Genomic DNA, 21,494 nt, shown 5'->3' on the forward strand with positions numbered 1-21,494 from the left:
CTTCGCGTAGCCAGGCGTTTCCTCTGTCCACCTGTGAGCGTCTCTCCCAACCGCGAGTCCGAACGCGAGTCCTGGGTTTCGAGCGGGCAGCGTGTCGGCCCGCGATCAGGTCACGGTGCCAGCGCAGCACCGTGTCCGGCCGCACGAGCAGCCGCATCCGGAGCAGTACACCACAAGGCAACCGGTGCAGCAGCGCCGCGAGCAGTACTCGATCCGGGCCGACGAACCGCACCCTCGCCCCGTCCAGTTGGCGCTCCAGCACCGTGATCTGATGTCGCAGAACCAAGATCTCGGCGTCCTTCTCCCTATCGGTCATCGGAAGCAGACGCAGCACCGCGAACGCGTTGGTGACGGTCAAGTAGGCCAGTCGCAACAGCACAATCGCCCATCATCCCGGGGTGAGGGCCGTGTCGTTGGCCTGTCCCACGACGGTTCCCAGCCCTGCGCCGCGACCCGCCGCGCATCACGGCTCTCACCTGCACGGACGTACTTTTCGGCAAGCACCAGGACCTTGACGCCGTCATCCAGGGCCTGACCAGCCCCTGGAACTCCGGCCCTGTAGAGGGCCGCATGAACCACACCAAAATGATCAAGAGACAGATGTTCGAGAAAGCCGGGCTACCGCTGCTCCGCAAACGAGTCCTGCTCACCGCCCAGGTCGGGTAATCCTCTGGGCGGGTCCGTATCGATCACGAAATGTGAGCCAGATCCCGGATCCCATTTCGGATCCGCGGCCCATCTCACCTGCTGGATCGGGGTCTGCCCCGGCATGAACGAGTCCGCCGGAGTCTCCAAGTCCGCCCGTACCCGCCAGGGCAACGCCAACCTCAAACGCATTCTCGGCGTGGCCGCCATGACCGCGATCCGGCAGAAGGACAGCTACCTGAGCGCTTTCTACCGGCGCATCGCGGCCCGCCGCGGACGACACCAAGCCCAGTTCGCGGTCATGCGGAAGATCGCTGTGGCGATCTGGCACATCCTCAAGCACAAGACCGGCTACCAGGAACTCGGGGCCGACTATTTCGCCCGCCGAGACCCCGAGCGCGCCATGCGCCGGATGATCAAGGAAGCCAATCGCCTCGGCCTCACCGTCCGATTCGAACCCGCCCGAGCAGCTCACAGGTGTTCTCGTGTCAGAGTCGCCCGCTCCTTGAAGGAGTTACACCGAAACAGGAGACCCCGAGTTGGATTTGGTGGTTCCGGCGGCGGTGGGTGTCATAAAGTAGGCAATCCTTGTCAGACCGTTCTTTCCACCCGCTCCCGATGGGAAGACGTCTCACGTGGAGGTTCGGTGGCACCACGGCTGGTCTTCGTCCATGGCATCGGAGGGCCTCGACGGGTCGAGGAGGATCGGGAGCGCTGGATCGACGCGCTGGCCGCTGGCGCCCGGCGGGCCGGGCACGGCGAGGCCGCGCGAGGCTTGATCGACGGCAGCCTGGCCGAGGTTGTCTTCGCCTACTACGGTGACCTGTTCCAGCGGCCGCAGGCCCAGGGTGCCGGGGGCATCAACCTCGATGAGGACGAAGCGGTCCTGCTCAATCGGCTGTTCACCGAGATCGTGCAGGCCCACGTACAGGCCCACGACGAGGATCCGAACGGGCTAATCGACGCCACGGTGGAACGCGCTTTGGCTCAGCTCTGTCCGCAAGGTGAGGCCCAGGGCGCTGGCGAGCTCGTGCGCCGGGTCATCAACGCGGGCACAACGCTGCTGGGCTCCGGCCCGTGGGGGCGTGCCGGTCAGTGGGCGGGTGGCAAGCTGTTGATCCGTGATTTCGCCCAGGTGGCCCGATACCTCGCGCGGCGCGAGCAGGATGGCGAGGGCGATCCTCTTGACGCCCGGATCCGCGCGGTCGTGGCGGACGCGCTCGGCTCTGGCCCGACCGTGGTTGTGGCGCATTCGCTGGGAAGTGTCGTGAGCTTCGAAACGCTGTGCGGCCACGAGACGTCGGTGCCGCTCCTGGTCACCCTCGGCTCTCCCCTGGCCATGCGCGCGGTCGTTTGGCCGAAGGTCCGGCCAGCGCCACCCACAACTCCCGGCTGTGTGGGCCAATGGCTCAACTATTGGGACCGCGACGACATCATCGTGCCGCGGCCTGTCCTGGAGGAAGACGTCCGCGCCAACGCAGCGGGGGTCGTGCCCTCCAGCAGCCGGGTCGACTCCGACGGGGTATGGGTGCACACCGCCACCAAGTATCTGGCCAAGGCTGACGTGGCCGGGCCGGTCATGGAGGCCCTGCAGGGCCTCACAGCGGTGCCATGACGGGCGCGGACCGCCGACACGTGCTCGTGATCGCCACGCAATGCCGCTCGATGAGCACGCTCGCCGCTCTAGAGCCTGCCGCCCGCGAGTTGGCCGACGCCCTGCGCAATCCCAGCATTGGCGGCTGTGACCCGGGCCTGCCCGGCGGAGAGTCCGTCCTCCACGGTGAACTGACCGTCCCGGACATCGAAGCGGCGGTGCGTACCTCAATCTCCCGCGCCGCCGACAAGGGCGCCACGCTCGTGCTGGCCCTGCTCGGGCACGGGTTCACCCCCGGCGACGATCCCACGCTTTACCTCATGGCACGCGACTCGAAGAGCGGTGACAGGAGCAGCGGCGTCGACGTCGGACGGCTCGTGGGCGAAGCCGCCGACCACACTGGCGTGAAAGGCGTCTTCGCCATCGTCGACGCCTGTGACGCTGCGGGAGCCATCCCCCCAGCCAGCACCCTGACCATCGGCTCATCCAGCGGGAAGACGCGGCTGGCGCTTCTAATGGCCGCGGCGGTGAACCAGCCCGCCTACGACATGGCCATGTCCCGCAGGCTGGCCCGGCTCATGGATGCCGGCCTGGCCAGATCGGACCCCCATCTCTGCCTGACCGAGATCACCCTCGAGCTGCGCGAGCACATCACGCAGCAGAGCATCACCCATTTCTTCTACGACGGCAGCGATTCCTGTGTCCCTCTCTGGCTCTCGCGCAACCGGCACGCAAAAGCCAACATGTCGCCCCTCGGGCCGCACGGGACTGTAGAGCTAAACACAGCCTTGGCGCCCTTGAACTTGGGCGGGCTGGTTGGGCCTGGCTGGACTCTCGTCGATCTCTACCGGCTGCACCAAGAGATCGCGCAGGCAGAACCGGGAACCGCCCGGACACGCGCCGCCAGTCTCGTTGAACGCCTGATCCTGGCTCACCGGACCGCTGCGTTTCTGCGGTCCTTCATGCCTGCCGCGTTGACCGGGCCGCGGCTGCGTCAGGCCGTGGCGGCCCTAAATATGGCCGTCTCCGACGACCAGCCAGTCGGTGACTTGCAAACCGAGATCGACGCGGCCGAGTATGTCGCGCGTAACGCTCCCATTAGCAGGGGGGCATGCGGGAAAGCGCTGACCCGGTTCGTGGTAGAGCTGGCTGACGACGCAGGTCGGAACCTCGACGAGCCCGAACTGCGGCATTGGGCGACGGAAATCAATACGCTAGTCGCGCTCAATGACGCGGTGCACGACCGGCGTAAACGCCGGGTGGAGCGCCAACTCCGCCTGATCGTAAGCCTCCACTACGCCCTAGCCGACGACTGGCCGGAGCAGATCGGCGCCTGGCTGCTCCACGACCAAGCCGTCTATGAACACGAGAACTTCGACTGCTCCGGCAGCGACCGCCCTGGGACCGAGACCGCACTCGCCAACGCGGTGGACTGGGCCGAGGACCACGCCGACGCGCTCGGCCTCCCCCTCCGCCGCATCGAGGTCGCGATGCCGACCGGACTGCTGCTGCAGTGGCGCCCCGAGGAGTCCCCCTACGAGCGGCGACTCGGCGTCGACTACGACGTCCTACCCCGCTGGAGCCGCTGGCTGGAGAGGCTGCCAGACACCCGCCGCGCCATCCGGAGCGCGCGCCGGCGGTTGACCGAAATCGCCTCAATCACCGAAGGCTGCCGCCTCGACTGGATCCCGGCAGGGCAGGCCGTCGAGCAGCACCGGCTCGACGAGGAATTCCGCAACGGCGTGTACCGGAGGGGCGTGGGGCTGCTGGCCTCCCCTGACCGCAACGAGAAGCTGTTCGAACTGCTGCTACGGTTCGCGCCGATCGTGGTGTGGCCGCAAAGCGCCAGCGCCGGTCCCGAGCACCAGAAGCGCGTCGAGGACTCCTGGAACGAGCTCCCGCTGGGCTTCCTGCACGCCTATCGCGCCCGGTGGCGCGACCAATCCTGCGACCCGGTCGCCGACCTGCGCGCGGTCTGGGACGACGAGGAATGGCTCGCGTTCTGCGACGCCTTGCTACCCCCGCGCGGCTACAAGACGAGGAGTACCTGATGTCCTGGGGTTCTTACTATCGAGGCGACGGCACCGCTCGCGAGGTCGAGCTTGCGCCACCCCCGCCCTGGCGGGAATTCCCGCACCGCCCACTCGGTCAGAAGTTCCGCCCGCCCGAGGGCCTGCCCGACGCGGTCAACGCGGCGCTGAGCCTGCGCCGTCCCCTGCTGGTCACTGGGGCTCCCGGCTCCGGCAAGTCCACGGTGATCGAGTCGGTCGCGCACGAGTTGGCCCTTGGCCCCGTCCTGCGATGGCACATCACATCCCGCAGCACACTGGAAGACGCGCTGTACCGCTATGACGTGCTCGGCCGCATCCACGAGCAGCAACTGAGGACCGCCGCTGGCCACGACGAAACAGTCGACGACATCGCCCCATTCCTGCGCCTCGGACCGCTGGGGACAGCCCTGGTGCCAGCCACACTGCCGCGCGCACTGCTCATCGACGAGATCGACAAGAGCGACTTGGACCTGCCCAGCGATCTGCTCGACGTGCTGGAGCGAGGCGAGTACCCGATCCTCGAACTCGAACGCCACAAGGCCGAGCAGGTAGCGGTGCGAATGTGGGACAGCGACGAGACGTACACAATCGAGCGCGGCAAAGTGCAGTGCACCGAGTTCCCCTTCATCGTGATGACCAGCAATGCCGAGCGCGACTTCCCTCCAGCGTTCCTGCGGCGCTGCATCCGCTTCCAGATGCCCGAACCCGACGAGGAGACACTTCGCGAGGTCGTCCAAGCCCACCTGGATGTGGAGGTACCCGCCGAGGGGCCGGTGGCCACCCTCGTGCGAGGGTTCGTCACCCGCCTACGCGCCGGCGACAACCTGGCGGTCGACCAGTTGCTCAGCGCGGTCTTCGTACTCTCCGGCGACGACGCCCCCCAGGGCGCCCGGCACGACGACCTAGTCGCCCTCCTACTGCGGGAACTCTCCCATGGATGACGCCGACCTGGCCCACTGCGTCCGGTCGATGCTGACGCTGGACCGGACCCTGGACGGCGCCTCGATCGCCAACGCCCTGTGGCTGGCCGCCACCGCACCGGCGCCCAACGAGAGCACCGACCGCTCCCCGCCCGCCCGGGAACCGCACTCCTCAACTCCGCCACCTGCGAAGACCGAACCATTCGCTGGCGCGACTCCTGACCCCGGTTCTGCGCACGACGCCGCTCCTGCACGGAACGACGCGGTGTCGACATCTTCGGAACCGGCAGACACGACCCCGCACCCAGCGTCAACAGCCGGACGGCAAGTCAACGTCCGGAAAGCGAGCGCGCTTCCCTCCCCGCTGGCCCTCGCGCGGTCCCTGCGCCCGTTCAAGCGGCCCCGGCCGGGCGGTCGCCGGTCACAACTCGACATCGACGCCACCATCACGGCCTATGCCCAGACCTGGACACTCATCCCCCAGTTCCGTCCCGCCCCAGAACGCTGGTTCGAACTGGGCCTGGTCGTGGACAGCTCGCCCTCGATGACGGTGTGGGACGAGGCGGTGGCCGAGTTCACGTCTCTGTTGCACCAGCTCGGGGCCTTTCGTCGGATCCGCACGTGGCGGATATCCGCGGAAGACCCATCCCCGGTCCTGCGCGACGAAAGCGGCCGGCCCGCCGCGGCGGACCAGTTACGCGCCCCGGACGGACGCCGTCTCCTCATCGTGTTGACCGACGGAGCCGCCCACGGATGGTCCGGCACCGACATCTGGACCACGATCCGGACCTGGGCGAGCTCGACACCGACCGCGCTGATCAGCCCGCTACCCACGCGCATGTGGCGGCGCACTGGCCTGGACCTGCCCGCAGCACGGGCGGGCGGGGACGCTCCCGGCACCCCCAACACCAGGCTCCGGTTCACAGCACGGCACCCGTTTGACACACCCCACTATGTGGAGTGGATGCCGATCCCGGCGGCCACACTCACCCCCCATTCGCTCGGCCGCTGGGCGGCGACGCTGATGCGCAACGCCCCTCAAGGATGTGACGCACTCCTGATCCCGCCGACAGGACGTGTCCCCAAAGAGGTTGAGGAGGACGATGACGCTCCCGCTCCGGGAGACCGCTTGGTAGAGATGTTCCGGCGCGTCGCCTCCCCCCGAGCCGTCCGGCTTGCCATCCTCAGCTCCCCGTTCGCCGAGATCACCCTGCCGCTGCTGAACCTCATTCGACAGGAACTGGTATCCGCCGCGTCCAATGACGACATCGCCGAGGTCGTCGTGGGCGAGCTGTGCGAACCCCCGTCCGGACCCGTGGTGCGGTTCCGCGACGGTGTCCAGGAAGCGCTACAGGAACTGCTAGGCGCATCGGACGCCTGGCGCACCTACGACGTCCTGCGGCAGCGGGTCGTCGCTGGAAAGGGTTCGACAGCGACGTTCGCGGCGGCGATCGAGGACGCCGAGGGCGACCTCGCGCTGCCCACCGACCTGCGCCTGCTGACGCACGCCGCCCGCGATGCCCTACATTTCCTCGGCGCGCTGCCAGAGGGCACACCGATTATCCGCACGCGGGAAGCCACCGAGCCCGAGGAAGCCCCGGTCATCACCCGGTCGAGCCACTTGGCTCAGCTCGCGATCGCTGCCTCGTTCATGCCGCAGTACGCCAAGCTGGAACCCAGAGTGCGCAGGAGCGTCGAGGTAGCTCTCGTCAAGTTCGCTGAGCCCACTGTGGGTGGGCTGCACCTAGAGAAGATCGACGGTGCCCGGGACCCACGGATCCGCACCATCAGAATCGACGAGTACCGGAGCGGATTGGTGCTGGCGCCCGAGCGGGGCGGCGTGTACTGCCTGCTGACGGTGCTGGCGCACGATGAAGCGATCGCCTATGCCAAGAGCAAGAGGTTCAGCGTCAACCAGGCGATCGGCGTGCTGGAGACCTGGGATCAGGAGCGCCTGAAGAGGCTCTCCCCCACGCTGGAGAAGGTCGCCGAGGGCAGCGCGTACCGGCTGTTCGGGCACGTCTTCGACAAGGACCTGCACAAGCTCGGCATCGACCGGGAGCTGATCCCGCTAGTGCGGTTACTGACTGACGAACACCAACTAGAGGCGCTGGAGCGGCTGGTGCCCGAGCCGCAATACATCGCGCTGCTGGGACTGGCACAAGGTATGACCGTCGAACAGGCATGGTGGGAGGTCGCGTCGCTACTTGCCGAGCAGGCACCGACCGCCGTCGACCCCGACGATCTGGAAACAGCGATGCGACGCACGCCGGGGCACGTGGTGTTCGTAGATGGGCCCGAGAACCTGCGTGAGATCCTGGCGCGCCCGTTCGACACCTGGCGGATCTTCCTACATCCCGTCCAGCGGAAGGCGGTGCTACGGGAATCGTACAGCGGGCCCGCGCAGGTGACTGGCGGGGCCGGGACGGGCAAGACGGTGGCTGCTCTACACCGAGCCCGGTACCTAGCCACGCGGGCCAGCGCGCGGGTGCTCCTGACTACGTTCACCAGGAACCTCGCGCAGTCCCTACAACGGCGGCTGGATCTGCTGGTAGATGACGCGCAGGTGCGTCAGCGCATCACCGTCGACAACGTCGACCGGCTCGCCCACAGCATCGTCGCGCGCCACGGCCGACCGGGCATCGCGGGGCCAGACGTGCTGGATCCGCTGTGGGAGCAGGTCGCCGTGGGCCTACCGTACTCGACCACGTTCCTGCAGCAAGAGTGGGAACACGTGATACTCGCCCAGGACCTTCGGAGCCTGGACGACTACCTCACCTGCCCGCGGACCGGCCGCGGCGTGCCGCTGGGAAAGACCCAGCGGCGAGCGGTGTGGCAGGCCGTCTCCGGGGTGGTCGATGAACTGCACAGCGCGGGCCTCTTCACCTTCCAGCAACTCGCCAATCAGGCCGCCGAACTGGTCCGTGCACCCGAGTACGACCACATCATCATCGACGAGGCGCAGGACATCCACCCCACCCAGTGGCGGCTCCTTCGCCGGCTGGTTGCCAGCGGGCCCGACGATCTGTTCGTGGTGGCCGACCCGCATCAACGCATTTACGAAAGCCACGTCTCGCTGGCCAGCCTCGGTATCAACGTGCGGGGCCGCAGCACAAAGCTGAAGCTCAACTACCGCACAACGCAAGAGATCCTCTCCTGGGCGGTTCCGCTGCTCGGGCTGGAACCCGCACAGGGCCTCGACGACTCGGCCGACACCCTAGATGGGTACCGCTCCCCCATACACGGCAGCCTTCCCGTAGTGCGCGGCTACGCTGACAAGGACGCCGAACTGGACGCGCTGGCCGCGCAGGTCCGCGCCTGGCTCGACGAAGGGATCGAACCTGGCGCTATCGGGGTGGCGACCCGCTACCAGTACATGGTCCGCAGGGTTACCGGACGGCTGAAGGTTGAGGGCATCACGGCCCACCAGGTGCCCAGCATGTCGGTCGGGGTCCAGGTCGGGTCGATGCATCGGATGAAGGGACTGGAGTTCAGGTGCGTGGCGGTGGTGGGCGCCGAGGAGGGGGCGATCCCCGCGTCCTTGGCCATCACACCCGAGGCCGAAGACGGCAAAGCGCACGCACAGGACCTCCAGAAGGAGCGGCGCCTGCTGTTCGTCACCTGCACCCGCGCCCGCGACCACCTGTACGTCTCCTACACCGGTAAGCCAAGCCCGTTCCTGACGGTTCGGTGACCGTCAGCCCGAGCCGGCGCCAGCCGTCGGCTCGGGCTGGCCCTGTGGGGAACCTTCCGGTTCGGGCACGGACTGACGGCGTTCGACCTGCAAGCCGGTGACTACGCCGAACGCTTGGCGGAGGCGTTCGGCGGGCCGTAGCGGGACGTCCGGTCAGGTTGCTGCACCGAATGTTCTCGCCCAAGCGGCAATGGTGGGTTTCATGCTCGGGCCCCAATGGTGGAAATTGATGGTGCCGTTGATGTCCAGGAGGGGAACCTGTGGAAGCCCGAAGGCGTGGCATGCCTCGTTAGAGACCATGGCGGCGGCCGAGATCAGCCCCGGCCCGTCGACTGCGAGGTCGTCGACGTGAGCGAAGGCGTTGCCGACGGCGCGGGTAGTGGAGCGCAGGTTCGCGTACTCGCCGTGGTTGCCTTCGGAGATGAGTTTGATTTCGTACGGGTCGCCCCGGTGGGGCAAGGCCGTTTCGACGCCACCGAACTCGTTGATCCCTCCGAGGATGCTGCAACGGATCGCGGCCACACCGGTAGCGCCGGTGCGATCCCGGGCATGGCGTCCAAGGCATCTGAGACCCGAGAGAACGTAGAACATAGCGTCCTGCGCAAGCAGCTCGACCGTGTCGTCGCTCTTAGGTGGGAGCAGCGTGACGAGGAATGTGCCGGAGCCGTCTTCGTGGAATTCGGCGTACAGAGCGATGATGGGGGCGCCGAAGCTGGCTACGAGGCGGCCCGGCGCGACCCGCACGTTCTCGAAGGTCACGTCTCGGCCGACCAGGACAGATGTGGTGCCGATGGACCTCTGGAACTCCATCAGCGACGCGCGGTTGATGACGAGCAGCCCGGCGACTTCCGGAGCCACAGTGACGGCCAGGATGGGGCGGGCCGGCTCTCGATTCTCCTCGAAGTATGGGATGTAAGGCACGCGAGGGGCCAGGGGTGAACTCGCCTGTGAGGCGGAGCCGTCATCGCCACCGTCCCACTGGTCACGCTCTTCGTAGGCGAGCAGGCACTCGATTTCCACTTCGCTGACCCGGTCCTGCACCGACCGGCCGTGGGTGAATCGGTCGCGGTACCGGGTCGCGATCTCGGGTTCCTGCATCCAGCGCGTTGCGGCCCCGTTGCGTATGGGGTACCGCAGCCAGCCATCCCGGTGGTGGACCTTTTCGCGCGTGTCCAAGACCGTATGCGGGGCGAGTGCGCTGCGCTCGACGAGGACCAGCAGGACACCGCGGCCGGGATCGTCAGGATCGTTGACAGGCACGATGTCGACGGGAAGCGGGTGCGGTGCCGTGTTGGTAAGTACTGCGTAAAGCCGTTGCCGTTCACCGTCTGTGACGTCGACCTTGGTGATCGCTTCGGGAATCGCCTGGTCGCCGTCCTCCCGGACTCCGACGATCAGGGCACCGCCGCGGTCGTTGGCCATCGCGACGACGTCTTTGCAGAACTCCGCCTTCTGCTCGGGGTTCTTGGCGTGGACGAGTTCCTTGTAATCCAGGTCGGACGCCTCGGCTGCTTCCTCTCTCCCCACGAGCCCCTGCACGTCGGCGAAGGTCACCTGTTCGAGTCGTTTCCCGAAGAGCGCCTCAAGGCGCGGTGAGCGGAGCATGCGAGAACTCTATGAAGTGGGTCGTCCTGCTGTGGGCCGGTTCGGTCAAGTCCACCAGGCCGCCGTTATTGCTGCGGCGCCTGGCCAGGCGGCTGTGTGAGGGAGCTGCCGGGTCAGGACAACGCCCGCCGCGCCTGCACGAGGAGGGTTCACTGGTACGTGCCCCGCACCGGATTCGAACCGGCGCTACGCCTAGCGGGAGACAGGTGGGAATGAGGACGGCGGAGCTCCCAGAGCTGGTCATCGCTGTTGGGCCAACCGATGACAGCCGCTGCGGGATGATGGACAGCTGTGCTGTTGCGACTGGCCTGCTTGACCGTGGCGAACACGTTCGCGGCCCCCAACGCCAGAGCCCGCCAGCTACTCTGCTCACCTGCGCGAACGCAATTGCCGGCAAGCGCAAGGTCGCTCCGGGGTGACCACAGATTCAGCAGTTCCCGGAGCCCTCGGCGAGGACCTCCGCGCGGGCGCGGCGCCAGGGCCGGCGGTCCTTGCCGCTGGCGGTGCAGGCGGGTATGGGCACCTCCCGGAACTGGGTACGTGCGAGCTCAGCAGGTCTGCGCGCCGCCTCGTCCATAGCAAACGTCGGGTCCCTCGTATCCGGGTGGGCTTTCGTCGCCGCTGTTCGCGAGAGCCAGGAAGACGACTAGGGCGATCCAGCCCACAACGAACAGGACCACGGCGGTGTGGTCCTCGCTCGCGCTCCCATTATTGCGCTCATCGTCGTCATCATCGGTGCTCATGCACACATCTTCGCTCTGCCGATGCGGCCGTGGGGGTGCGCCCGCGTGTGATGTCCGGATGCGGGCATTCACGTTGGACCCGCCGCCGAAATCAGAGAGTCGGTTGGCTCGCTCCGCGACCCAACCGACCTCGCGAAGATCGATAACAACCGGGGTGAGCCGCCCCGAAGTTTCCGGACAGTGGCCCCACTACAATGGGGTGGTCTGGAAAGGTAGTGATTTGGCTCGTCCGAAGAGGAGCTTCTCTCCCGAGTACCGGGAAGAAGCAGTGAAGTTGGTGGTCGAGACCTCGCGTCCGATCGCGCAGGTGGCAAAGGAACTCGGGATCAACGCGGGTACCCTGGCGAATTGGGTGGCCGCGTACCGGCGTGCACACGCCGGTGAGGAGCCCGAGTTGTCGTTGGACGAGCGAGTCCGGCTGAAAGAGCAGGAACGCGAGATCCGTGAACTGCGCATGGAGAACGACTTCCTGAAAAAGCAGCGGCGTACTTCGCGAAGGAGCAACGGTGACCTCGAAGTACGAGTTCATCGATGCGGAGTACGCCGGTCCTTCTGGACACCTCGACGGCACCACCCCCAGTATCGTCCGGATGTGCGAATGGCTCGGCGTGTCCCCGGTCCGGCTTCTATGAATGGCGTTCCCAGCCGGCATCGGCGACCGCTCGGCGCCGTGAGGAACTCAAGGTTCTGGTGCAGTATTTCTTCGACGCCTCCGATGGCACCTACGGGTACCGGCGGATCCACGCCGACCTGGCCGGCGCCGACGTGCCCGCCGGGCCCGAACTGGTCCGAGACATCATGCGGGAGCTGAGCCTGGTGCCCTGCCAGCCGCGTCCCTGGCGGGCGGGCCTGACCGAGCAGGACGGCACCGGCGAGCACCTACCCGATCTGGTCCGCCGCGACTTCACCGCCGCGGCCCCCGGCCGGAAACTCGTCGGCGACGTCACCTACGTCGAACATGGGAAGGATGGGTTTATCTCGCCACCGTCATCGACTGCTGCACCAAAGCCGTCATCGGCTGGGCGATCGACGACAACTACAAGAACCCGCTCATCGAAAAGGCCATCACCATGGCTGCCCGCAATCACCGCCTCGCCGACCAGGCGATCCCCCATAGCGGCCGCGGCAGCAATTACACCTCGGCCAGGTTCGGCGGCACCCTGCGCCGGCTCGGGCTGCGCCAATCGGTCGGGCGAACCGGGATCTGCTACGACAACGCAATGGCCGAATCTTTCTTCGCCGCCCTGAAGAATGAACGCGTTCACCGCACTCAGTATCCGACTCGAGAACACGCGCGCCGTGACATCGCGAGGTACATCGAGTTCTGGTACAATTCAAAAAGACGCCACTCGGGACTAGGGTACAGAACCCCGAACCAGGTGTACGCCGAGCATCAGGAACTACAGCTCACAGCGTGAATTAGCCGCAAATAGAGCTGTCCGGAATCCTCGGGGCGGATCACTATCAAGGAGCCGAAGCATCGGTGGTCATCACGCCCTACACGGGCAAGGGCAAGCCCGAGTCGCAGAAGCGGGCCAACCGGTCACACGCCAAGCTCCGCGCGCCGGGCGAACGGGAGAATGCCCCAGCTCAAATCATGGCGGATCCTGCGGAAACTGCGCTCCTGAAACTGGGACGTCGGTATCGACGAGGTGACCTCACGGCAGGCAAGCATGGTAAAGATGTCGACTTCGAATGGAAAGGCGTACGGCCTAAAAAAGGCCGTCATTGGGCTTACTCGCGAGAGAAGCTCAATCAGACGTTTACCGAAGGGCGAATCGAGTTCCGTAGTACCGGGATGCCCGTCTACAAGCGGTATCTGGGTGAGCAGCCAGGGGTTGCGCTACAGGACATCTGGAGCGATATCCGCCTGACGTCATCCGATAAGGAGCGTCTGGGCTACCCCACACAGAAACGGCTGGGGCTTTTGGAACGCATTCTCGTCGCCAGCACCAATCCGGGTGACGTCGTCCTTGATCCGTTCAGGATGATTCGACGGTGTCATCCGGATACCGATCGACTCAAAGGGGAACTCACACCGCATCCTTGTCTCGGTTAAGGGTGGCACCACAGGGTCTGCCCACATCCGCGACCTGGTAGGTACGGTCGAGTCCGAGAAGGCGGCCATGGGGGGTCTTCATCTGCATGAAGAAGCCTACGAAGGCCATGCCTGAGGCAGCTAACCACTCCGGGATCTACACGTACCCGGTGAACTCGCAGAAGTACCCGAAGGTTCAGATCATCACCGTCGAGGAGCTGCTGTCTGGCAAGCAGCCAACATGCCGACTACTCTCTGCCCTACTTCCAGGCCAAGAAGCGGACTCAGGACGACTCGGAACAGATGAGCTTCGACGTCTGAGCGACGGATGAGGCCGGGCCCGTAAAAGGGCCCGGCCTCCGGATCAACATCCAGGACTTCGCGTGAGTCCGGGGGGGTGTCCCTATGGGATTCGTCAAGCCGCTCGGGCGGCGGGTGTGCGCGAGGGCTGGTAGGGCTGTCGATCACGGAGCATGGCGTAGATGACGTCTGAGCGGCGGCGGGCCAAGCAGATGAGGGCGGCGTTGTGTTTCTTGCCCTCGGCTCTCTTGCGGTCGTAGTAAGCCCTGCTCCGCGGGTCGGAGAGGGAGGCGAACGCGGCCAGGAACATGGCGCGTTTGAGGGCCTTGTTGCCGCCTTTGGGTGGGTGTTCGCCCTTGATGGACGACCCGGAGCGGCGGGTGACGGGGGCGAGGCCGGCGTAGGCGGCCAGGTGACCGGGGGTCGCGAACGCGGAGATGTCACCGATCTCCAGCAGGATCCGTGCGCTGGTCCTGACCCCGATGCCCGGCATCGAGATCAGGACCCTGGCAAGAGGGTGGGCATCGAGGATCTCCTCCACCTGGACCGCGACCTGTTCGCGCTGGTCGTGGACTGATCGCAGGGATCGGGCCAGGTGAGGCAGGACGGTCGTGGCAGCGGTGGTGCCGGGAACCACGACGGTCTGGGCGTCCATCGCGGTCTTGACCGCTTCGACCAGGCGTCCGGCCATGCGCGGGGCCAGCGGCCTGGTGGTGGCCAGTAGCTCGTCGGTGGTGGCGGCGCGCAGGCCGTCCGGGCCGCCGTGGGCGATCAGCAGCTCCAGCGCGGCGGGGTGGTGCAGCCGTGGCCCCAGCGCCTTCTCCAGGGCGGGGTGGATGGTGACCAGCAGCCCGCGGATCCGGTTGACCAGCCGGGTCGACTCGCCTGCCAGATCGTCGTCGAACCCGACCAGGACTTCCAGCTCGGCCAGGGTCTCCTGGCCGGTGTCGACGCGGCGCAGGGAGTGCGGGAGGGTGCGGGCGGCGTCGGCGATGATGTAGGCGTCGCGTGCGTCGGTCTTGGCGTTGCCAGGATGCAGGTCAGCCAGGCGCCGCATGGTCAGGCCGGGCAGGTAGGCGACCTGGCAGCCCGCGTCGCGGGCGACGGCGACGGGCAGCGCGCCGATCGAGGCGGGCTGGTCGACCACCACCAGTACCCGGCCACGGCGGCTGAGCTGGGTGAACAGGGCACGCAGCCGCTGCTCGTCGTTGGGCAGGGGCTTGTCGTGCAGCTTCTTGCCGGAGGGGTCCAGGGCGCAGGCGTGGTGTTCGCCCTTGCCGACGTCCAACCCCAAGAACACCGCGTACTCGACGCTCACGTCTACCTCGATCGGCGGTGTTTGGCCTGGTCACAAGTCTCAGCGCCGGCTGCCGGCATCCACGTTACGGCGAGACGATCTTCCTCGTCACAGACGGTGCCTTGTCCCTATGAGCGGTCCACCGACGCCACCCAGGCCCGGTGACAACACCCCCCGGATCATGCCTGCGACAGGGGGCTTGAGTCATGCCGGGCCGGGTGACCTGGCTCCCCGCCATGGCGGGGACGTGAAAACGGTAACGGGCGCCTAGGCGCCAGCTCTAACGCGATCTTGGTCGCCTGACGGTCCGAGCAGAGAAGCAGCTAACACCAGATGGCCGTCAAACTGGTGAGCGTGAGCAGATCGCAAGTCTGAGTCAAGTACACGAGGCACTGGGATCACGGTCATCGGACCGTCTGTCGTTGGCCCGAGTCGTCGCACAATGTGTCTTCTGAGAAGTTGATAGTCGTGTACTGGCCGGGCCCCGGAATGAGGCCCGGCTCTTGGGAGGCTAGTGCTCTCCTTCTGGCTTGCGCTCGTCCGGGCCGAAGAACCCGGAGAAGCCCATGATGGTCAGGATCAGGGCGGAGCTGGCGAGAAATGCCATGAGGCCAGCAACACATGCACTGACGATGGGCGCACTAGCTAGCGTGAGCGCGACGGCGACCACGATCCCGATGACCATTCCGGACAGAATAGCAATCAGGATGTATGGCCATGGACTTCGATTACCCATGTTCGTATTGTCCCCTGGTTTTTGTCGAGGGCCAGCCCTAATGAGCGCTCCTCAACTAGTTCCAAAGATCAAACAGGTTGAAGTTGGTACTCCTAACTTCGAGGGGATGTGCCCCGGCGTGCCGTAGACGGGCCCGAGTCGACTCTGAGCGCCGGGGATTACCCGCAAGATACATGTAGGAAGCGTCGGCGACAAATGTTTGGAGCGAACGAGAATCCCACGCCGGGATCAGACACCGAACCACCTTTCGTTCATTCGATACTCGAATGTACACTTTGACTGATTTGTCTGGCTGGAAATCCCAGAAGATGCAACACGATGCTACATCTCCGATATATAGGCGCTTTGGATCTTTTGGCCTGGCCTAAACATGCAAGGACCTTGCCAACCCCTCTTGGGTGGCGCGGATACCCAGGACAGCATGACCAGGAGAATGAAGTTCTGCGAGGCGTCGAACATGCTGCCGGCGTAGAGGGTCGTCTCGGGCAGCGAGGCACCGGCGTTCCCCTTTAGGAGGCCGACGGCATGACGCTAATCAGAACGGCGATGACCGAGCTGGCTCGGCGTCACGGGTTGTTAATAGCGGGGCGAATGTGACGGGCGCCACTCCTTTCCCCGGAAGTCGGCTCGTGGGATAACACCGCAACATACAAGCAAAAGAACGACTCTGCTTCACCGCGTATGTGTAGGATCCGCCACAACCATGTCTCTGTTTCGTAAATTACTGCACCGGACGGGGAAACGGACACCAGTTACCAATTGGTAAGTATTTCCGTTAAGGAGACCGCCGACAACGCCGTTCAGAAGGCACTTTGTCCTACCGTGCCCCTTTTGGTTGCTTGTCACTCCCGGATGCACCCCGGCACCGACCTGCATCGTTTCCCATGCCAGTCACGAAGCGTGATCACGAACGGTAGCGGCCGCCCGGAGCCCGCCACTGGAATTTCGGACAGGTCTCCCAACACCACCTGTCACCTTCGGGTCAGGTCTTAATCACCTTTAGCCTCGATCTTTCATGGTGTCGGTCAGGCCGCGTAGCGGCTTGACCGACTTGTGTTTGGTGGTGCCGGTCATGCTGGTTGCCCGGATGTCGCTCCGGGTGGGCGGGGTTCCACGGGCCCTGTGGTCTCCTTCCTGGTGTTGTCAGGGCGGGTTGGTGCTGGTCAGCCGGGGTTGGGCAGTGCCGCGAGGCGGGCGAGGGCGTCGGTGATGATGCTGGTCCAGGGCCAGTGCTCGGGCAGGCGCAGGATGTGTCGGCGTCCGGTAGTGATCAGCCGTCCGGCGGTGTGCAGCAGCCGGAGCCGCAGGCGGCGGGGTTCCCAGGATCGGGCGGGGCCGGTGAGGGCGAGCATCGGCATCCAGGCCAGCAGGTCCAGGGCGATCTGCACGATCTCCAGCCAGATCTGGTTCTGTGCGGTGTGGTGCAGGGGGAGGTTGCGCAGGCCAGTGGCGCGGCGGCGCGGACGCGGTCCTCGGCGCGGGCGCGGCGGCGGTGCCGTAGTTCCAGTTCGGCGATCGGCGTGCTGGTGGTGTTGGTGGCAAAGCAGGTCAGGCGCATGCCGTCGGCGTCGGTGAAGCGCAGCTGGGCGCCCGGGTGCGGGCGTTCCTTGCGCACGATCAGGCGCATCCCGTCCGGCCAGCCCTGCAAGACCCGGCCGCTGAGCTCGGCGACCCAGGCGCCGTCACGGATGCCGCCGCCGGGTTCGACCGCCGGTGTCCAGGCCGAGTCTGGGATCTGCAGGACGGCGGTGTGAATCTGCTCGGTGATGGTCATCCCGACCGAGTACGACAACCACCGGCCACGCGCGGCGAGCCAGCCGACGAACTCATGCGTGCCGCCGGCGGTGTCGGTGCGGACCAGGGTGCGGCGGCCGCGACGATAGCGGCGCGGCAGCTGGGCCAGCGCCAGTTTCGCGGCGGTGATGTGGTCGGCGGCGGTGTTACTGCCGGCGTTCCCGGGGCGCAGCAGCCCGGCCACCGGCTCACCCGACCCGCCGGCGCCGTGGTCGACGAATCCCATCAGCGGATGGTGCCCGAACGTCTTCTTCCAGGTCGGAGCCGCGTCCTGCTTGTCGGAGTGGGCGAGCACCAGCACCCCGTCCAGATCCACTGTCACGTGCCCGTCGGCGTCCGGGGCGGCCTGTCCGGCCAGCGTCCACACCCGCTCGCGGGCGTCGGCGCGGGCTCGGCGCAGCGCCCTCAGCGCCCGCTCGCCGCCACCGGCCAGGGCGTCGATCAGGCGGGACACCGTCGGGTCGGAGGCCACCGGCCCGAACACCCCGGGTTCGGCCCGCAGCATCGCCACATCGGCCAGGCAGTCACCGCCCAGCGCCACCGCCAGCGCCACATCCAGCACGACCTTGCCCGGATCATGCACCGCCCGCGGCCTGCGCCAGGGCGCCAACGCCTGCGACAACGCACCGTCCAGCCCGCTCTTGCGGACGGTTTCCACCAGCAGCACCGCCCCGGCCTGGGAGACCAGACCGCGGCCGTCACCATCAACGCCCACACGCGGGTAGGACCCGATACGCTTGCTCATCTGAAAAGTGCCTTCTGGACTGGTACGGACAGGACCCTGAACAAGCCCTATCCTCCCAGCGCAGGGGCACTTTTCTTATCTAAACGGGCACTCCCTACCCGCCACCCAGTGAAAGCCCGAGGTTAGTCCCGACGCACTGTCCTCAGGCGTTGGATGGCAGGTCAGAGACCAGAGCCGGACTTCGGCAGGCGTTTACCCGACTCACGCATTAGCTCCATGTCCTCGGGATCCCCCGTAAGACCTCTGTGAGCCCCCCGTGGCTGACTAGGGTCGGCCCGTCCCGATAGCGGCATGCACCTGCTGCGAACCGTCCGACACACGAAGCCCCGACCGTGTGGGCCGGGGCTCGGTCACGTCGGGTTACCGGTCGAGGTCCCCCGCCATGATGCGATCGACCAGGCTCGCCAGCTCGACCAGCGAGACGACAAGGTTGCGCTTGCCGAAAATTGCGTCCGCGCAGGTCAAGCTGCATTCTCGTACTCGTTGAGGATCCCGCCCAGACGTTGCGTTCTTCGGACGTTCAGGTGGGCGAGATCTGGTCTGGTTCGCTGATCGGCGGAGGCAGCGGCTGCAACGGGCGAGCGTTGGCGATGCCCCGATGAGGCCGATGCTCGTTGTAGAAGACCTCGAACTCGCGAAGGGCGTGGAGCAGGTGCCGCTGATTCCAGATCAACGTGCGGTCCAGGAGCTCACGGCGGCAGGTCAGCACCCACCGCTCCATCACCGCGTTCATCCTCGGCACCCGCACCCCGGTCAGCACCGCCTGGACGCCGGCATCGGCCAGAACGGTGTCGAACAGCTCAGGGAACTTGCCATCCCGACCCACTGAGCAGGGCCTACTACGACCGCAAACGCGCCGAGGGCAAGAAACACAACGCCGCCCTCATCTGCCTGGCCCGCCGCCCGAGCAGCTTGACGAATCCGAAGCGCTGACGTACCTGGCTGGGATGCGTGAGGATGCCGGGGACGGCGAAGGCGCCGAACGGCTCGCCCGGCAGGCCCTCAACGCCGGAGACACCGAAGACACCGAAGCGCTGACGTACCTGGCTGAGGTGCGTGAGGATGCCGGGGACGATGAAGGCGCCGAACGGCTGTACCGGCAGGCCGCCGACGCCGGGCACACCAAAGCGCTGACGGCTCTGGCTCGGATGCGTGAGCGGGCAGGGGGCGACGAAGGCGCCCAACGGCTCGCCCGGCAGACCGCCGACGCCGGGCACATGGATACTGCTACCTCAAGCTCGGCGACCACCCCCGGGCCCGCACCCACCTGCGCAACGGCCTGGGTCTCCAAGACTCCTCCTACTCTCGGGAAGGCGCCCTGCGGAACGTACTGCTGGCCACCACCTACCTGCACCAGGACCGGCCCGAGCTCGACCAAACCCCTCACCCGTGGCGGCCGCGGTCTGGACGCGCTGGCGGGCGAGGTCGACTCCACCCGGTGCATCGGCCACCTCTCCCGCCTCGTCGACGGCCTCCGCCGTCCGTCTCCGCCCATGACCAACGCTGAGCTAGATCCCTTTGGCGTCGGTCAGGTCGGTGCCTTGGAAGTCGGTGCCGGCCAGCTTGGCCCCCGTCAGGTCGGCGCCGGACAGGTCGGCGCGGGAGAAGTCCGTTCCGCGCAGGTCGGCGCCGGACAGGCGGGCGCCGCGCAGCTGCGAGTCGGTGACGGTGGCGTCGCGCAGGTCCGCTCCGCGGAGGTCGATCGATTCGCCGACTAGCGCTGTCAGGTCGGCACAGGCGAGGTTGAGGCCGCGCAGGTCGGTCCCGGTCTCGAACCGGCGGTTACGGAGTTCCGCCTGCTCGCCGTCGGTGCCGGAAGGGCCACGGTAAACGGCGAGAGGCAACGCCCCTACGGTCAGCACCTGCCAGCTTCCGCCGCCGCCGCCGGACGCCAGCCAGCGGCCGTGCCCGGCGACGATGCCGTTGAGTTCGTCCACGGTAACGGAACCGGAGGCGAGGGCCATGCCGAGGATCAGGTCCGGGTCCAAGCCATGGTCTGCCGATGTGTCACGGGGTGGGGGACGCAGATCGCCGGGCGGATCGGCCGGGAGGCCGATGGGCAGGACGTGGATCTCACCGGGCGCGCCGAGGGCGGCCCCGGTGACCATGACCACCAGCCGGCGGCCGTCCGGCGACCATTGCAGCCCCGAAACATAGCCGTTCAGGCGGTGACGCGCGACGATCTGCTGGTCGCGTGTGCGGCGGACGCGTATCTCCAACTCGGCCTCGTGGCTGGAGGTGGGGGCCGACGTCACGAGGTACGCGCCGTCCGGGCTCACCGCCAGCTCCCACACCCGTTCGCCGGTGTCGGCGAAGGAGTCCAGGACCTCGCCGGTCGACGGATCCAGGACGAAGACGTCCGGGGACATCCCGGCGACGAACAAGCGGGATTCGTCGGAGGTGAAGGCGGCCGCCTCGATCATCAATTCATCGGAGTCGAGGGCCTTCGGGCCGTCGAGGAACTCGACCCCGACCGCGATTCCGTACTCCGCCCTGTGCCGGCCGCTGGAGGAACGCGTGCGGCCGCGTTCGAGCGGGGCGTCGACCCATGAACCGGTGTCCACGTCGAAAGCGAACTGCCGGCTTTCATCCCGGAAGTCCTTGAAGGTGACCACCCGCCTGCCCAGGGCCCACATCAGGCGGGTCGCCGACACTCTGGACTCCGGCCTCGCACGCACGCGCTCTGACCAGTCGGCGGTGTTGTACACCACGAGACCCTGAATGTCGTTGAGGACCGCCAGAAAACGGCCGTCGTCGGAGAAGGCCAGGTCCTCCAGGTCCGACTCACCCTCGAAGGGCTTCAGGATGGTGGACGGGTTGCGCAGGTCCGGGATGTGCGGCACATCCTCGGCGCAGGGCTGGTCGGCGTACCGCTCGTACCAGGTGGTGCCCCATGCGTTGCCCGGGCTCAGGTGCTGGATCCAGCACGCGTCGGTGACGCGGACGGTGAAGTCGGCTTGGACGAGCCGGTGCTCGTTCGCCCAACGGCCGTCGCGCTCGTAGTAGAAGTCCTTGATGTGCTCCCAGTCCTCCGGGCTCGGCGGGTCGTTCCGGCGGGCGGTCTGTTCGACGTCCTCGATGAACCAGCGGGCGTTGGCCGCGGCCCAGTCATCGTCCAGGATCTGGTCGACCTCGATCACCTTGCCGATGGGACCGTCCCACCGGCCGGACTCCCAGAGCAGGCCGAGGAAGAAGCTCCAGTCCCGCTCGGGCGGCGCACAGTATCCCTGGACCGCGGCTTCGTAGTAGACGACGAACACGCGAAGGCGGACTTCGCGACGGTCCCGGTCGACGTCGAGGACGCGAACTCCATACAGGTCGGTCGACATGGC

Annotated in this window: 12 protein-coding genes and 3 pseudogenes; 7 read left to right on the top strand and 8 right to left on the bottom strand. The window is 66.7% G+C overall.

Annotated elements, in window-relative coordinates:
• Nucleotides 1–688: 688 nt before the first annotated feature.
• From E1285_RS46635 to E1285_RS47365, 4 genes are read left to right on the top strand one after another with little or no spacing between them, the layout of a single operon-like run.
• A complete protein-coding gene (locus tag E1285_RS46635) occupies nt 689–2,260 on the top strand; it encodes a transposase (RefSeq protein ID WP_279510071.1) in 1,572 nt (523 codons plus the stop codon).
• Nucleotides 2,257–4,290: a hypothetical protein gene (locus tag E1285_RS16225; protein WP_132152817.1), complete on the top strand. Its 2,034-nt coding sequence runs from the start codon at nt 2,257–2,259 to the stop codon at nt 4,288–4,290. Before E1285_RS46635 ends, E1285_RS16225 begins: the two co-directional genes overlap by 4 nt.
• Nucleotides 4,290–5,231: an AAA family ATPase gene (locus E1285_RS16230; protein ID WP_132152819.1), complete on the top strand. Its 942-nt coding sequence runs from the start codon at nt 4,290–4,292 to the stop codon at nt 5,229–5,231. Before E1285_RS16225 ends, E1285_RS16230 begins: the two co-directional genes overlap by 1 nt.
• Nucleotides 5,224–8,904, top strand: coding sequence for an SAV_2336 N-terminal domain-related protein (locus E1285_RS47365; RefSeq protein ID WP_243722814.1), 3,681 nt, complete (start codon nt 5,224–5,226; stop codon nt 8,902–8,904). The genes E1285_RS16230 and E1285_RS47365 overlap by 8 nt, the downstream gene beginning before the upstream one ends.
• Before the next feature lie 153 nt (nt 8,905–9,057).
• On the opposite strand, the gene E1285_RS16240 is transcribed toward E1285_RS47365, so the two are convergent.
• Nucleotides 9,058–10,509: an ATP-binding protein gene (locus E1285_RS16240; protein WP_132152821.1), complete on the bottom strand. Its 1,452-nt coding sequence runs from the start codon at nt 10,507–10,509 to the stop codon at nt 9,058–9,060.
• A gap of 548 nt (nt 10,510–11,057) precedes the next feature.
• Nucleotides 11,058–11,252, bottom strand: a complete 195-nt coding sequence (locus tag E1285_RS16245) for a hypothetical protein (RefSeq protein ID WP_132152823.1) — start codon at nt 11,250–11,252, stop codon at nt 11,058–11,060.
• A gap of 220 nt (nt 11,253–11,472) precedes the next feature.
• Between E1285_RS16245 and E1285_RS16250 the strand changes: the two are divergent.
• The 3 genes and pseudogenes from E1285_RS16250 to E1285_RS16260 all read left to right on the top strand — a co-directional run bounded on the left by E1285_RS16250 (nt 11,473) and on the right by E1285_RS16260 (nt 13,311).
• Nucleotides 11,473–12,670: pseudogene (locus E1285_RS16250) on the top strand (IS3 family transposase).
• A gap of 68 nt (nt 12,671–12,738) precedes the next feature.
• Nucleotides 12,739–12,874 (top strand): annotated as a pseudogene (locus tag E1285_RS16255) (IS5/IS1182 family transposase); the annotation flags it as partial.
• A complete protein-coding gene (locus E1285_RS16260) occupies nt 12,850–13,311 on the top strand; it encodes a DNA methyltransferase (protein WP_132152825.1) in 462 nt (153 codons plus the stop codon). The pseudogene E1285_RS16255 and the gene E1285_RS16260, both read left to right, overlap by 25 nt.
• Nucleotides 13,312–13,705: 394 nt before the next feature.
• Here E1285_RS16260 and E1285_RS16265 read toward each other — a convergent pair whose 3' ends face one another.
• The 6 genes and pseudogenes from E1285_RS16265 to E1285_RS47370 all read right to left on the bottom strand — a co-directional run bounded on the left by E1285_RS16265 (nt 13,706) and on the right by E1285_RS47370 (nt 21,491).
• Nucleotides 13,706–14,908 carry an IS110 family transposase gene (locus E1285_RS16265; RefSeq protein WP_132152827.1) on the bottom strand — a complete coding sequence of 401 codons (1,203 nt, stop codon included), beginning with the start codon at nt 14,906–14,908 and terminating at the stop codon, nt 13,706–13,708.
• Between the two features lie 490 nt (nt 14,909–15,398).
• On the bottom strand, nt 15,399–15,572 hold the full coding sequence (locus E1285_RS45625; protein WP_165966638.1) for a hypothetical protein: 174 nt from the start codon (nt 15,570–15,572) through the stop codon (nt 15,399–15,401).
• A gap of 1,214 nt (nt 15,573–16,786) precedes the next feature.
• Nucleotides 16,787–18,162: pseudogene (locus tag E1285_RS16270) on the bottom strand (IS1380 family transposase).
• 520 nt (nt 18,163–18,682) lie between these two features.
• Nucleotides 18,683–18,988 (bottom strand): integrase core domain-containing protein, encoded by a 306-nt coding sequence (locus tag E1285_RS16275; protein ID WP_207946616.1) that lies wholly within the window; start codon nt 18,986–18,988, stop codon nt 18,683–18,685.
• A 13-nt stretch (nt 18,989–19,001) separates the two neighbouring features.
• Nucleotides 19,002–19,379, bottom strand: coding sequence for a hypothetical protein (locus tag E1285_RS16280; RefSeq protein ID WP_132152829.1), 378 nt, complete (start codon nt 19,377–19,379; stop codon nt 19,002–19,004).
• 291 nt (nt 19,380–19,670) lie between these two features.
• Nucleotides 19,671–21,491 (bottom strand): pentapeptide repeat-containing protein, encoded by a 1,821-nt coding sequence (locus E1285_RS47370; protein ID WP_132152831.1) that lies wholly within the window; start codon nt 21,489–21,491, stop codon nt 19,671–19,673.
• Nucleotides 21,492–21,494 lie beyond the last annotated feature (3 nt).

The organism is Actinomadura sp. 7K507, from assembly GCF_004348425.1.
Lineage (GTDB): Bacteria > Actinomycetota > Actinomycetes > Streptosporangiales > Streptosporangiaceae > Spirillospora.